Annotated in this window: 13 protein-coding genes and 2 pseudogenes; 14 read left to right on the top strand and 1 reads right to left on the bottom strand. The window is 29.1% G+C overall.

Annotated elements, in window-relative coordinates; all coding sequences use genetic code 11:
- The first annotated feature begins 6 nt into the window (after window positions 1-6).
- Genes AJ889_RS02850 through AJ889_RS02825 form a run of 6 tightly spaced genes read left to right on the top strand, consistent with a single transcriptional unit; the run spans window position 7 to window position 5,382 of the window.
- Window positions 7-1,332 carry an esterase-like activity of phytase family protein gene (locus AJ889_RS02850; RefSeq protein WP_070293246.1) on the top strand — a complete coding sequence of 442 codons (1,326 nt, stop codon included), beginning with the start codon at window positions 7-9 and terminating at the stop codon, window positions 1,330-1,332.
- Window positions 1,329-2,138: an alkaline phosphatase family protein gene (locus AJ889_RS02845; protein ID WP_002860040.1), complete on the top strand. Its 810-nt coding sequence runs from the start codon at window positions 1,329-1,331 to the stop codon at window positions 2,136-2,138. Before AJ889_RS02850 ends, AJ889_RS02845 begins: the two co-directional genes overlap by 4 nt.
- The gene (locus tag AJ889_RS02840; protein WP_070293244.1) at window positions 2,135-2,974 is read left to right on the top strand and encodes an ABC transporter permease subunit; all 840 of its coding nucleotides are present in this window, start codon (window positions 2,135-2,137) and stop codon (window positions 2,972-2,974) included. Before AJ889_RS02845 ends, AJ889_RS02840 begins: the two co-directional genes overlap by 4 nt.
- Window positions 2,975-3,754: an ABC transporter permease gene (locus tag AJ889_RS02835; RefSeq protein ID WP_002867838.1), complete on the top strand. Its 780-nt coding sequence runs from the start codon at window positions 2,975-2,977 to the stop codon at window positions 3,752-3,754. It begins immediately after the preceding gene.
- Window positions 3,755-3,757: 3 nt separating this feature from the next.
- Complete coding sequence (locus tag AJ889_RS02830) at window positions 3,758-4,747, top strand: ABC transporter ATP-binding protein (protein ID WP_002776579.1); 990 nt, start codon at window positions 3,758-3,760, stop codon at window positions 4,745-4,747.
- Window positions 4,744-5,382 carry an HAD family phosphatase gene (locus AJ889_RS02825; protein WP_002854882.1) on the top strand — a complete coding sequence of 213 codons (639 nt, stop codon included), beginning with the start codon at window positions 4,744-4,746 and terminating at the stop codon, window positions 5,380-5,382. Before AJ889_RS02830 ends, AJ889_RS02825 begins: the two co-directional genes overlap by 4 nt.
- Before the next feature lie 23 nt (window positions 5,383-5,405).
- On the opposite strand, the gene AJ889_RS02820 is transcribed toward AJ889_RS02825, so the two are convergent.
- Window positions 5,406-6,161 (bottom strand): basic amino acid ABC transporter substrate-binding protein, encoded by a 756-nt coding sequence (locus tag AJ889_RS02820; RefSeq protein ID WP_002854837.1) that lies wholly within the window; start codon window positions 6,159-6,161, stop codon window positions 5,406-5,408.
- Window positions 6,162-6,493: 332 nt separating this feature from the next.
- On the opposite strand from AJ889_RS02820, the pseudogene AJ889_RS02815 reads away from it, so the two are divergent.
- From AJ889_RS02815 to AJ889_RS09565, 8 genes and pseudogenes are all read left to right on the top strand, one after another.
- Window positions 6,494-7,192 (top strand): annotated as a pseudogene (locus AJ889_RS02815) (hypothetical protein).
- Window positions 7,122-9,042 (top strand): annotated as a pseudogene (locus tag AJ889_RS02810) (hypothetical protein). Before AJ889_RS02815 ends, AJ889_RS02810 begins: the two co-directional pseudogenes overlap by 71 nt.
- A 21-nt stretch (window positions 9,043-9,063) precedes the next feature.
- Window positions 9,064-10,497 carry a filamentous hemagglutinin N-terminal domain-containing protein gene (locus AJ889_RS02805; protein WP_168377382.1) on the top strand — a complete coding sequence of 478 codons (1,434 nt, stop codon included), beginning with the start codon at window positions 9,064-9,066 and terminating at the stop codon, window positions 10,495-10,497.
- Window positions 10,498-10,652: 155 nt separating this feature from the next.
- Entirely contained in the window at window positions 10,653-11,681 is a 1,029-nt protein-coding gene (locus AJ889_RS02785) for a hypothetical protein (protein WP_032584798.1), read from the top strand.
- 9 nt (window positions 11,682-11,690) lie between these two features.
- Entirely contained in the window at window positions 11,691-12,191 is a 501-nt protein-coding gene (locus AJ889_RS09580) for a POTRA domain-containing protein (RefSeq protein ID WP_074484731.1), read from the top strand.
- Window positions 12,163-12,405: a hypothetical protein gene (locus AJ889_RS09575; protein ID WP_021358035.1), complete on the top strand. Its 243-nt coding sequence runs from the start codon at window positions 12,163-12,165 to the stop codon at window positions 12,403-12,405. Before AJ889_RS09580 ends, AJ889_RS09575 begins: the two co-directional genes overlap by 29 nt.
- Window positions 12,406-12,656: 251 nt before the next feature.
- Complete coding sequence (locus AJ889_RS09570; RefSeq protein ID WP_050552359.1) at window positions 12,657-12,974, top strand: hypothetical protein; 318 nt, start codon at window positions 12,657-12,659, stop codon at window positions 12,972-12,974.
- Window positions 12,975-13,127: 153 nt separating this feature from the next.
- The gene (locus AJ889_RS09565) at window positions 13,128-13,382 is read left to right on the top strand and encodes a hypothetical protein (protein WP_002867991.1); all 255 of its coding nucleotides are present in this window, start codon (window positions 13,128-13,130) and stop codon (window positions 13,380-13,382) included.
- Window positions 13,383-13,413 lie beyond the last annotated feature (31 nt).

Here is a 13,413-nt window from a genome sequence, read left to right as displayed (position 1 = left end):
GATTGGATGAAAAAGGTTATTTTAACAAGTGCTATGCTTTGCAGTGTTTTATTTGGAGTTCAAGAGTATGAGGCCAATTTAGCAGGGCATATTATCATAGATTCTAAAAGTACAGCAAAACCTCCTAAGGATGCTCCTGATTTTTTTAAAACTTATGGGAAATTTGCAAATATCACTAGAGAAGAAAAAATTGGAACTTTTAAATCTAAGGGAAACAGGGAGACAGATTTTTATTTACCTTTTAAAAATCAACCTATACAAGGACATAGTGGGATAAAATATATTCCAAAAAAAGATGTTTTTTGGGTGATTAGTGATAATGGCTTGGGTAAAAAGTATAATTCTTATGATGCTATGCTTTATGCTCACGAGTTTAAAATTGATTTTAAAAACTCAAAATACGAACTTTTAAAAACAGTTTTTTTTAAAGATAGTGATAAAAAATACCCCTATCCTATAACCACCGAAATAACCAAAGAAAGGTATTTAAGTGGGGCTGATTTTGATACTGAGAGTATACAGGTTATCAATGATGAATTTTATATAGGTGATGAATTTGGTCCTTATTTGTTTCATTTTGATAAGAATGGGAATTTAAAAGAAGTTTTTGATGTGTATGTGGAGGGTAAAAAACTTATTTCTCCTGATAATCCAAGTTTAAAATTTAGCGATAAGCCTGATGGAGAAAATGAGAAATTTAATATCAAGCGTTCTAAAGGTTTTGAAGCTATGGCAAGCTCTAAAGATGGTTCTAAACTTTATTTGCTTTTAGAAGGAAGCATTTATAATAACAACGCTTATGAGAATGAAAAAGGTAAAGAATATCTAAGAATCATAGAATTTGATGTAAAAAATAAAAAATTCACCGGAAAAACTTATAAATATTTCTTAGAAGATAAAAGCCATTCCATAGGTGATTTTAATATGATAGATGATAAATACGGCATCATCATAGAAAGAGATCAAAAAGAAGGCATTAAAGATAAGGCTTGCAAAGAAGGTGAAGATACTAAGCATTGTTTTAATAATGTAGCTCAATTTAAAAGAATTTATAAGGTTAAATTAGATGATAAAACCCATGAAGCTCAAAAAATTTCTTATATAGATCTTTTAAATATTAAGGATAGAAATAAAATTTCTAAAAAGCCTTTGGTAAATGATAAATTTGTTTTTCCTTTTGAAACCATAGAAGGTGTGGATATAGTAGATGACTCTCATATAGTCGTAGAAAATGACAATAACTTTCCTTATTCTTCAAGTAGAGAACCTAATAAGACTGATGATAATGAGTTTATTTTACTTGAAGTAAAAGATTTTTTAAAGAGTAAATGATGTCCAAAGTTATTTTAGTTGTGCTTGATGGCTTAAATTGTAAAAGCACTAGTATAAATATGGGATATTTAAATGCACTTTGCAAAGAGAATTTAGGCAAATTTTATTCTTTAGAATGCGAACTTCCTAGTATGTCTCGTCCTTTATACGAGTGCTTATTAACAGGCGTAAAGCCTGTTTTAAGTGGGATAATTAATAATAAATTGAGTTTTTCAAAACAAATAAGCATTTTTGACCTTTGCAAAGAACAAGGCTTAAAAGCTGGAGGCGCAGCTTATCATTGGGTTTTTGAGCTTTATAATAAAAAAGAATTTATTCCTTCTTTACATCGCCATATAGAAGATGAAAATTTAACTTTACCTTATGGACATTTTTATTATGAAGATGATTATTTAGATTCTCATTTATTTGCAGATGGAGAGCATTTAAGAAACAAATATAATCTAGATTTTACTCTTATACACTCTATGAATATAGATGATGCAGGACATAAATTTGGCTCACACTCTATCGAGTATGCTAATAAAACCAAAAAAGTTGATAATTTGATTTCTGAGTATTTGCCTACTTGGTTAGAACAAGGTATTAATGTAATCATCACAAGCGATCATGGTATGACAGAGGGTAAAAGTCATGGAGGCTTAAGCGAAGATGAAATTTTAGTGCCTTTTTTCACTTTTGGTAGTGCTTTTTCGTATGAAAATGCCAAGATAAAACAGGATGAAATTTGTGGCAGTGTCTGTGAAATTTTAGGACTTAAACACGATAAGAGATATAATGATGAAATTTTAAAGGCCAAAAAATGAAAGAAAAATTTCTAGCCTTTTTAAGTATTTTACCTTTTTTTATAGTTTTTACTTTTTTTATGATAGCACCTTTGATTTGGATTGTTTTTAATGCTTTTTATGTAGAAGAGGATGAAATTTATTCTTTAGCCAATTTTATACATATTTTTGAGTCCAAATTCTATCTACAAAGCATTATAAATTCTTTACAAATCAGTTTTATTTCTAGTATTTTTGGACTTTTAATAGGGCTTTTGGCGAGCTATTCTTTATTTATTTTAGCTCCATCAAAAATATGTAAATTTCTTTTTTCTTTAAATACTATGATAAGTAATTTTTCAGGAGTTCCTTTAGCTTTTGCTTTCATTATAGTTCTTGGAAGCAATGGTGTAGTTAATGTGTTTTTGAAGAATTTAGGTATAGAGCCTTTTGTTAGTGTTTATGCTAATTTTGGGGTAAATATTGTTTATGTGTATTTTCAAATTCCTTTGGCGATCTTGCTTTTGCTTCCAGCTTTTAAAAGTTTTGAAAATTCACATTTAAATGCTTGTAAAATGTTAGGTGGAGGCAATTTTTTATATTGGTTAAAAATAGCTTTGCCTTTGCTCGCTCCTGCTTTGTTTGGTGTTTTTGTGATTTTATTTGCCAATGCTTTTGGAGCTTATGCGACTATTTATGCTTTAAGTTCGGGAAATTTTAATGTCGCTCCTGTAAGAATCGCTGCTTTAATCGCAGGCGATATCAATCTTGATCCTTATATGGCTAGTGCTTTAAGTATCATTATAACTATTATCATGCTTGTCGTTACCTTTATAGCCAATTTCCTTTCTAAAAAATATAATTTTAAGGTGCTTTAAATGAATGAAAATTTGAGTTTAAAAGCTAAAATTTATCATTATGCAGTTTTGTTTTTGGTTTTTTTGTTTTTAGCTTTGCCTTTAATGGCTACTTTTTTATATTCTATTTCCACTTCTTGGGGTGTAAGTGTTTTGCCTGATGATCTTACGCTTAAATGGTATCAAGAACTTTTTCATGACGAAAGATTTTTACTTGCTCTTTGGCATTCTTTGCTTGTTTGTGTGGGCAGTATTTTACTTTCTGTGATTCTTGTTTTTCCTTTGGTTTTTGTGCTAAATTATTATTTTTTAAAATTAAAAGCCTTTGTAAATATACTTATTATCATGCCTTTTGCTGTACCTCCTATAGTTAGCTGTGTGGGGCTTTTGCAACTTTGTGCTGACAATATAGGAGGCACAGCTTGGATACTCATTTTTACTTATTTTACTATAGCTTTGCCTTTTATATATAGGGCTTTAGATAATGCTATGTCTAATGTCAATTTAAATGAACTCATCGCATCTAATGCTATGCTTGGAGGTTCTTTAATGGGAGCGATTTTTAAGCTTGTCTTGCCTAATTTAAGAAATGGAATTTTGGTGGCAGTTTTTTTAAGTTTTTCTTTTTTAATAGGCGAATTTTTATACGCAAATATTCTTGTAGGAAGTGCTTATGAGACTTTGCAAGTTTATCTTTATAATATCAAAAATCAAAGTGGGCATTATTCTAGTGCTTTGGTAATAGTTTATTTTGTGTTAATTTTTATAACAACTTTTATAGCTAGTTTGATTAAGGAGTAAAAAATGGCTTATTTAAAGATTAAAAATTTTAAAAAAGCTTATGGGGATAAAATTATTTTTGAAGATATTAATTTTAGTGCTAAAAAGGGTGAGTTTATAACCCTTTTGGGCCCAAGTGGCTGTGGAAAATCCACTCTTTTAAGGTGTATAGCAGGGCTTAGCCAAATTAATGGAGGAAAAATTTCTTTAAATGATAAAGATCTTACTAAATTAAGTCCTCAAAAAAGAAATATAGGTATGGTTTTTCAAAATTACGCTCTTTTTCCAAATCTTAATGTTTTTGAAAATGTAGCTTTTGGTTTAAAGATCAAAAAAATGGATAAAAAGGACATAGAAAAAAGAGTGAAAAAAATGTTAAAACTCGTCGAGCTTGAAGAATACGCTAAAACTTATCCACATAAGCTTTCAGGCGGACAAATGCAAAGAGTGGCTTTAGCAAGATCTTTGGTGACTAAACCTGATTTACTTTTGCTTGATGAGCCTTTATCGGCACTTGATGCTAAAATTCGTAAGCATTTAAGGGTGCAAATTAAAGAAATTCAAAAAGAACTTGAACTCACCACTATTTTTGTAACGCACGATCAAGAAGAAGCTTTAGAGTTATCCGATAGGATTATTTTAATGAATGAGGGTAAAATCATACAAAATTCCAACGCAAACAATCTTTATCTTTTGCCAGAATCTCATTTTGTGGCTAGCTTTATAGGAAATTACAATATTTTAAGCCCTAAAGAGCTTGATAGCTTGGGTTTAAAACACGATTTTAAAAAAGATATAGCCTTGCGTCCTGAAACCATAGAAATTTCTAACGAAGGCTTAGAGGCTAAGATCAAAGAAAAATCATTACTAGGCAATATCATACGCTATAGGGTTAGAGTGCAAGAAATTGAATTTAAGGTAGATACTTTAAATTTTAGCACTCATAGTACTTATGAAGCAGGTGATAAAATCGCTTTAAAATTCAATCTTTCTTTAGCAAAAGAGTTAAAATGAAGCTTGTTTTATTTGATTTAGATGATACTTTAATACAAGGCGATAGTGCTAAACTTTGGCTTAAATTTTGTGTTGAAAAAGGTTTTTTACCTCAAGAATATTTAGAAAAAATCGTTTTTTATCAAAAACAATATCAAGAAAAAAAGCTTGATATGGATGAATTTATGACTTTTTTTCTTCAAAGTGTTAAGGGTAAAAATGAAGATAGAATTTCATCTTTAGTAGATGAATTTATAAAAATTTATATAAAACCTTATGAAAAAGCTAAAGAACTTATAATCAAATATCAAGATCAAAGGTGTATTATAATTTCAGCTACGGCTGAATTTTTAGTTAGAAAAATCGCCTCTTTTTTGGGAGTGAGAGAAAGCATAGCCATAAAATGCGAGCGTGTGGGCGATAAATTTAGTGGAAAAGCTTACGGGGTTTATAGCTTTAAAGAAGGTAAGGTTTTAAGACTTAAAGAGTATTTGGGTAAAGATTATGAAAAATGGATGAAAGATTCTTATTTTTTTAGTGATTCTATCAATGATTTACCTTTACTAGAGTCTGTTAGCAAAGCCTTTGTATGTAATGGTGATGAAAAAATTTTAAAAATTGCAAAAGAGAGAAAATATGAAATTTTAACTTTTTAAGCTATAAGCGTGAAAATTCACGCTTATTCTAATTCATATTTTTTAATTAAAGTATCATAAAATCCATCAGTTTTTGCTTCATCTATGCCTTTGTTAAATATTTCAATAATATCTTTTTGTTTATTTTTATCAAAAGCAAAACTAAAGCCTTCTCCTCCATCTGTTTCTTGGTAGAAACTTACCAATTCTGGATTTTCAGCTAAAAAACCTTTAGCAGTATCTTGATCAGCTACAATAGCATCGATTTTGTTGTTTTTTAGTGCTAAAACAGCTATGTTTAAATCTTTATTGCTTTGTACTTGTGCATTTTTGATAGCTTTTGCAGTATTTTCTTGTAAAGTTCCTAGTTGAACTCCTATTTTTTTACCTTCTAAATCATTCTTTGTTTGAAGAGAGTCGTTGTTTTTTAGCTTAAGATAAAGATTTTTACTCATATAGTAAGGTTTCGTAAAATCAACACTTTGTCTTCTTTCATCAGTTGCGCTCATAGCTGAGGCAATCATATCGATTTTGCCAGCTTTTAAAGCAGGAATCAATCCATCGAAATTGGTTTCAACCCAAACAATTTTAATACCATTTTTTTTGGCAATCTCTTCAACCAAATCGGTATCAAAACCTGTAAGTTTTGAGTTTTCTTTATAATTAAAAGGTTTATAATTTGGAGCAGTTCCAACTTTTAATTCTACACTTGCATTTGATTCTTTATTTTTAGAATCACTACAAGCACCTAAAAATAAACCAACTAAAGCAACTAGAGCAATGCTTAATATTTTTTTCATTTTTTTCCTTTGATATAAAATGTTTTAAAATTATACTTATTTTAAATTTATATTTAATTAAGTCTGGATCAATTTTTAGAAAAGTTGTATTAATGTTGTGCTTTTAGATAATATTTAAATAATTATAAAAGTATTTTTTTAATATTTGAAATAAAATTTTATTCAATAATATATTAATATAAAATTTGTTAAATTTTCATTAAATTTAAATATTGAAAAATAAAATATTAAATTAATATTTTATTTTATAATCAACTCAAGACATACGGGATAGTGTTGTAAATAATCAATTTGTGATAAATCAAAAGGATTTTATTTGAATGAGAAATGAGATGAAAAAATATTTTAAAATTTTTACAAATAAGACAAATGCAAAATTTGACTTGGGCGTTTGTAGTGTGGTTTTATCTTCTTCGGTTTGTTTTGCGGCGGTTCAGGCTACAAGTAATTTTTATATTTCTGAACATTCTTTTAAGGATAATCAAGTTTATGATCCTCAAGCAGAAATTTTTAAAAAATTAATGGAAAAAATTTCTATGCTTCTAAGTCAAACCTATATCAAATTTAACTATGATTTATAATAACCCTAAATCTGGAAATAAAAATTTATCCAAGCTTGAAATTTTAACTCCGGATACTTTAAAAGAAGAGATCACAACAGCTTTTAGCACTTTAGAAACCGTATTTTCAGATACTCAAGCTGTTCCTAGTTATTTTATGCCTTTTATTGTAACAGCTTATGCTCAAAATACAAATGCAACAAATAATAAACTTATATTATAAAATGGAGAATTGTCTTCTGTGTATTTTTGCAAACCAAGCATAGGGGATTGTGGAGTACCTAATAATTCTCAAAAAGGCGATCGTTTTAAGTATTTAATTACTGCGGCGTTTACTGACAGGCGGGGGGGGGGAAATTTAACAATCAAACCATTTTAAAAGAAAACTCCTATATTAATAATGGGTGTAGAAAATATCTACACCTTGCCCTTAAATGGAGCTCCTTATATTTCAGGATCTGTAGCTTTTGATGGTGAAGCTAAAGACAATAAATTAATCTTAGAGTCAAATACAAAAATTGACCTTCATAATTCCCAGTATTTTTCAGATGAAGAAGGTAAGGATATTTATGATGAAAGAATTACTCGTTTAATGGGAGCTTTTGGCATAAATTCTAATTTACAAAACAATAAAGTTCTTATCGATTCAGCCAATATCGTCCTTCATGGGCCAGATGGTGAGTATACAGCTCGTTCGACCTTTGAAATTTTAGGTACTTTAGCTGATGTAAATAATCTTAAAAAATACAATGTAAGTAAAAATTCCGTAATAATTAAAAATTTAAATTTAGATTTAATGGTAAATTCGCAAAATAAAATAACTTTTTATGATGCTGTTTTATTTGGAGAAATTTATGGCGGAAGAACATTACAGGGTAATGCAGAGAAAAATTCTATAGAAGTTTATCATTTTAACTCATTAGATCATCTTGATAAAAACATTAAAACACATGCATCGTTAAACCTCTATGGTGTGTATTCTAATGATGGTGAAGCTAATGGAAATAAAATTGTATTTCGCCTTAAAAAACCTTTAAAAATCAGTGATAATTTTTATGGAAAAAATTATCACAATCTTTACGGAGGTTTTGCTACGGAGGGTGCGAATTTTAATGTTATTGATATACAAAATGATTTAACCTATGAAAAAGTTCCACAAAATTATTCTGATAAATTTACCGTATATGTGGCAAGAACTTTAAGTGGAAAAGCAAATAATAACACCTTAAGTATAAAAGATTCTGTTATTTCATTGCCTTTATATGCTTTTATTACAAGTGAAATTACGCTAGATGGTATAGACTATATCGCTGATGAATCAAACAATAATGAAGTAAATTTTGAAAATATTAAATCATCTAAAAATTTAAGTTTGATGATCAATGCTAAAAATGTTTCAAATAATAAAATAAATTATAATCTCATTCAGAGTCTAATCGAAGCGAGTTCTTTAGGAAAGGGTTTAAAAATTATTTTAAAAGCAGCTCAAAATGCAAATAACAACCTTATAAAGCTTAAAGATTGTTCTTCTGGAAAGTTCGTGCATCATAAAAGCAGATAAAGAAAGTGCTTTTAATAAAATCATCATCAACAACACAGTTTTTAGTACTGCCTCAGATAAAAGACAAGGTTATGCGGAGTTGATAGCTGGAGTGTCTGCAAATTCTCATGATAATATCATGGAGCTTGTTAATTTAAATATAGATGAGTATAAAAATCAAGATGCTATATTTTTAGCTCTATCTGGAACTTCGGATATTTCAAATTTTAAATCTTATAACAATACTTTATATTTAGGTGGAGAGTTAAATTTCTTTAAAGATGTAAATATCGATTTGCTTTCTGGTTCTGTTTTTCATGAAGTAAATAAAAAAGGCAAAATAATCACTCAAATTCTACCGCATCAAGAAGATTTTTCTAAAAATAATCGTTTGATTATAGATACTCAAGATGTCAAATCAGAAGTGGTAAATAACTTTGAAAATTTTACTTTTATTTTATCAAATAAAATAAAAAATCCTATCTTGACTATAGAAAAACTTATAAATCTTCCTTCAAATGGAAGTATGGAAATTCTTACTAAAAATAAACCAACAAAAGGAAAATATATTCTCATACAAAGTGATGTTGGAATTTATGATGGTGACAATAGATTGTTAAATCAACAAGAATTAGAAAATTTGTTAGAAAAAATGAAAAATAATAAAAATAAATTTAATTACAACAAGATAGAAAAGTTGGCTAAAAGTACATTGAAAAATGTAAATTTTAGCTTTGAAGTTTCAGATGATGCAAAAATAATTTATATCAACATACTTTAAAGGAGAGTAACATGAAAAAAGATGAGTAAACATATAGTTTTATCATTTGCGGTGAGTTCTTTGCTCTTTTCTCAAGCTTATGCTTTGCCACAAGGAGGTAAATTCACTCATGGTACAAGTGGGACTATCCATACCTCTGGCAATACTGTAACGATTACAGGAAAAGGACAAAATCATGTTATCCAATGGGGTGGCGGTTTTAATATAGGACAAAATGAAAGTGTAAATTTTAACGGCAAAAATCAAAACTACCTAAACATTGCTTATCAAAAAGATGCTTCTAAGATAGACGGAGCTTTAAATAGAGGGAATAACAATATCTTTTTAGTTAATCCTATGGGAGTTTTGATTGGCAAAACAGGAACTATTACTGCGGGAAAATTTGTAGCTAGCACAACAGCTTTAAGCGATGATAATGTCAAAACTTTTTTAGAGAAAGGAGCTAGTTTCTCTCCGGCATTTGATGTAAGCAAACAAGGAAATATTATAAATCTTGGAAAGATCAATGCAGATAATATTGTTTTAATAGGAAATAAGGTTGAAATCAATAAAGGAAAAATTACTTTGGATGTATTAAAACTTGAAGGTAATAAAGTTTATGTTGATGCTGGAGTGGTAAAAGATACAAAAAATATCGTAGCCAAAGCAGAGCAAGAAGTTATCATTCAACAAAGCATAACAAGTTTTGAAGAAAATGGAGCTTTATTGGGTAATTCTAGTAGTAAATTTAGTTTTGATGATAGTAGTAAAGTTAAAAACTGGACTAAATATGGAAGTATTGCGGATGCAACAGAATGGAATAAATTTGCTGATTTTTGGAATGTAAATAAAGAAAAATTTAGAACAGCTTTTGATCATTTTCGTTTGATTGATGATATTGATTTTAGTGGCGTGAAAACATACATAGTAGGTGATAATACAAGCAATGCTTTTGCTAAATCTTTCGATGGTTCTGGTTATGCTTTAAAAAATGTTAATATTAATTCATCAAATCAATATGTGGGAATTTTTGGAGTTGTTCAAAATAGCTATATAAGAAACCTTAATATTCAAGGATTGAAAATTGCTTCAACTGGTTATGATGCTTATGTTGGAGGTATAGTAGGGCAAAATATTGCAAACAGTTATACGGGTTTTGAAAATGTGACTGTTAATGATCTCGTTATTAATACAGCTGTAAATACTAAAGTTGGCGGAATAATAGGCTGGGGAAATGGTAGTGGAGGGAATAACACTATCAATTTTACAAATGTTGCTATTAATAATATAAGTATAGTAGCAAAAGAAGGTTCTTATGTGGGTGGCATAGGCAGACAAATTGATGGTGGTAATTTTAATAATGTTGTGGTTAATGACATAGAAAAACTTATAACTTCTGGGAATGATAGTAAAACAGGAGGATTTACTGGAAAAGTTGGAAATTTAAAGATTAATAATGCTTACTTATTTTTATAAAAATGGAGCAATTTTGAGCGCTGGAAACTATAAAACACAAGCTGGAAAAGTTATTGGTGATCCTGGATTAGTGTAAATAATAATTTTAGTAATATTTATGTTTATCATAATTTAGAAAATGGTTACATTGATGAAGGACAGAATTTTTTAAGTCTGTGCAATATAATAATGAAGTAACAGAAAAAAAAGATTTTGATAGTGCTGTAAGAAAGAAATTTAACGATATAAAATATCTTGATAATAATTCTTATGCTTTTGCTGATTCTTTTACCAAGGTAACAGATGCTGTGAAATTATCCAAAGACGACTTTGATCCAAAATTACTTCAAAGAATTTTAGATGATTTGATGAATGGAAAATACACTTATGATTTTGATACCAAAACTTGGACTTACACAGATAGTAAGGGTGTGGTAGGAAAAGATGAGGCTAGTGAAATCACTCAAAGTTTAAATTTCTTAAATGCGTTTAAAGATACGGGAGTAGAACAAGAATTTTTAAAGTTATGGCAAGGTTCGCAAGAACAAAATTATAAAAATTATACCAATCTTTATGAAAAATGGACGCAAAAGAAAACTGCTATGGATAAAATCAAAACCGGCGAAGGTTATTTCGCTAGTTTTAAAGAAGAATTACAAAAATACCAAGAAGCCTTAGCTCAACTTGACAAAGAAAATAAAAACTATGAAAAAATCAAAGAATCAGGCTTAGTTAGCGATGAAACATTAAGGGCTATATATGAAAAACTTTTAGAACAAAAAGAAGCTCTTGAAAAGCAGTTTGCGGATCTTAGTGGAAATGAAGGATTTCGCTATAAGCTTGAAAATGAAATTCTAAATTCTCAAGGTTTTTCTATAGAAGGTAAAGATGTAGATGGTAAAGTATACACTGGAAATTTTAATTTTAAAGGAAAATTAGCCTCATTGCCAGAAAAACCAAATATATCTATCTATGAGCCAGATAAACAAGGGGGTGAAGATCCAGACAAACCTTCTGTATTGCCGCCTGAAATTCCTGAAAAGGTTGTAGAAGCTCCTATAAAAATTCAAACCGAAGTAGACGCAAAAAAAGAAGAAGATGATGATCAAGTGGAAATAGGAGAAGCAGATGCTAGAAGTAGTGGTTTGCGTTGTATTGTAAGTGATAATTTTAAGACAATGAATATTTGTGTAAATGCAAAATAGGAAATAAAAATGAGAAAAATTTTAGTTGTTTTAGTCTTATTGCAAGTATTTTCACATGCTGAAGAGCTAAATAATAATAAAATAAGAGAGCTTATAGAAAGCTCTCCTGAAGCAAATGAACCACAAAATAAAAATTTAAAAAATACATTAAAAAATCAAAAAAGCCCTGTAAATTTTAAAGAGCAAAATACTACAAATATTACAAATTCACAAACTGATCAAAATGAAGCTAAGGTTTTTGTAAGAGAGTATGTTTTGCATATCGATAATAAAGATTTGACATTTAAAAAATTAAGAATTAGCGAAAAAGAAATTCAAGATGCAATAGCTGAATATCGCAACCAAGAGTTAAGCTTGCAAAATTTAAAAGATATAACAAACATTATAGTTTATTATTGTCAATTAAGTAGCCATCCTTCGGCAACTGCTTATATACCACCGCAAGATTTAAGTTCTAACAAAGTGCAAATTAACATAGTTTTTGGAACTTTTAGGAAAAGCAATTATTAAAAACAACTCAGGTGTCAGAGATTATGCTTTAGAGAGTAAATTGAACAAAAATCTTAAAGGGAAAGTTATCACAACTAAAAATGTGGAAAATGAAATTTATAAAATCAATGAAATATACGGAATCCAAACCAATGCTAATTTACAATCAGGTGATGGTTGTGGAGAAAGCGATGTTATTATAGAAGTAAACAAAGGTGAGATAGTGCAACTTTAACTTTATATTCTAACAACTATGGGGCTAAAGAAACAGGTCGTTTTAGAGCAGGAATGAGTCAAAGTTTAAACAATATAGCAAGATAGGGGGATAACTTAAATTTTTATCTTCAAGATAGTGATGAAAATCAAACAGATTATGGGATTAATTATAGTACTTTTATAGGGAATTTAAAAATTACTCCATTTGCAACTCAAGGACATTATGTTCCTGGCAGAATTTATAGAAATCTTAGTTTTTATAGGGACTCTATGAATGTTGGAGTAAATTTTTCTTATCCTGTGTTTTTATATACTGAGTATTCTTTATATCTTGTTTCGGGTTTTACTCATAAAAAGATTAAAGATTATTATCTTGATGGTTTAGTAAGCAATGAAAAAGCGAGAAATAGTGTAAATTTGGGCATAGAAAGAACTTATAGAGGTTTGGAGAATAATGTCCTAAGTTATACTTTAAATTTTATATATGGTAATGTTGAAAATGATGGTGATTTTTCTGGATTTAATGAAGTAAATTTAGGAAATTTTGGAAAAATGAATTTAAATTTAAGCAACAAATATCAATTCTAAGAACGCTTAACTCACATTTTTCAACTTAATTATCAAAAAGTTATCAGCGATGCTGTTTTAGATAGTAGTGAATCCGTATCTTTAGGTAGACCTTGTGGTGTATGTGTTTGTTTAGAAGGTGAGGGAAGTGCGGATAATGTTGTTTCTGGCGCCTTGGGAATAAGATTTCAAACACCTTTAGAAGGGCTTTACTCGACTCCTTTTTATGATATAGGGTATTCTTGGTATGAAAATAAAGAATATCAAAGTGAAAATCATTATCTTATGGATGCAATGGGTATACAAATACTCTATACAAGAAGTGCTAATTTTTATGTAAAAATGGATGCTGCAAGAGCTGTTCATCGGTTTAAACACGATGGAGAACATCGAGCAAGAGTTTATGCAAGCCTAGAAAAATACTTTTAACTTTGGGGTGATTGGAAAAATCCCCCCCCCC

The sequence above is a fragment of the Campylobacter sp. BCW_6468 genome (assembly GCF_001762865.1).
Taxonomy (GTDB): domain Bacteria; phylum Campylobacterota; class Campylobacteria; order Campylobacterales; family Campylobacteraceae; genus Campylobacter_D; species Campylobacter_D jejuni.
Note: the sequence above shows the minus strand (reverse complement) of the source record. Positions and strands in the feature narration are given on the sequence as shown.

Excerpts from the sequence above, each read along its gene's own strand:
- AJ889_RS02850 (WP_070293246.1), top strand. The coding sequence starts at position 7 with ATGAAAAAGGTTATTTTAACAAGTGCTATGCTTTGCAGTGTTTTATTT.
- AJ889_RS02845 (WP_002860040.1), top strand. The coding sequence starts at position 1,329 with ATGATGTCCAAAGTTATTTTAGTTGTGCTTGATGGCTTAAATTGTAAA.
- AJ889_RS02840 (WP_070293244.1), top strand. The coding sequence starts at position 2,135 with ATGAAAGAAAAATTTCTAGCCTTTTTAAGTATTTTACCTTTTTTTATA.
- AJ889_RS02835 (WP_002867838.1), top strand. The coding sequence starts at position 2,975 with ATGAATGAAAATTTGAGTTTAAAAGCTAAAATTTATCATTATGCAGTT.
- AJ889_RS02830 (WP_002776579.1), top strand. The coding sequence starts at position 3,758 with ATGGCTTATTTAAAGATTAAAAATTTTAAAAAAGCTTATGGGGATAAA.
- AJ889_RS02825 (WP_002854882.1), top strand. The coding sequence starts at position 4,744 with ATGAAGCTTGTTTTATTTGATTTAGATGATACTTTAATACAAGGCGAT.
- AJ889_RS02820 (WP_002854837.1), bottom strand. The coding sequence starts at position 6,161 with ATGAAAAAAATATTAAGCATTGCTCTAGTTGCTTTAGTTGGTTTATTT.
- AJ889_RS02805 (WP_168377382.1), top strand. The coding sequence starts at position 9,064 with ATGAGTAAACATATAGTTTTATCATTTGCGGTGAGTTCTTTGCTCTTT.
- AJ889_RS09580 (WP_074484731.1), top strand. The coding sequence starts at position 11,691 with ATGAGAAAAATTTTAGTTGTTTTAGTCTTATTGCAAGTATTTTCACAT.
- AJ889_RS09570 (WP_050552359.1), top strand. The coding sequence starts at position 12,657 with ATGAATGTTGGAGTAAATTTTTCTTATCCTGTGTTTTTATATACTGAG.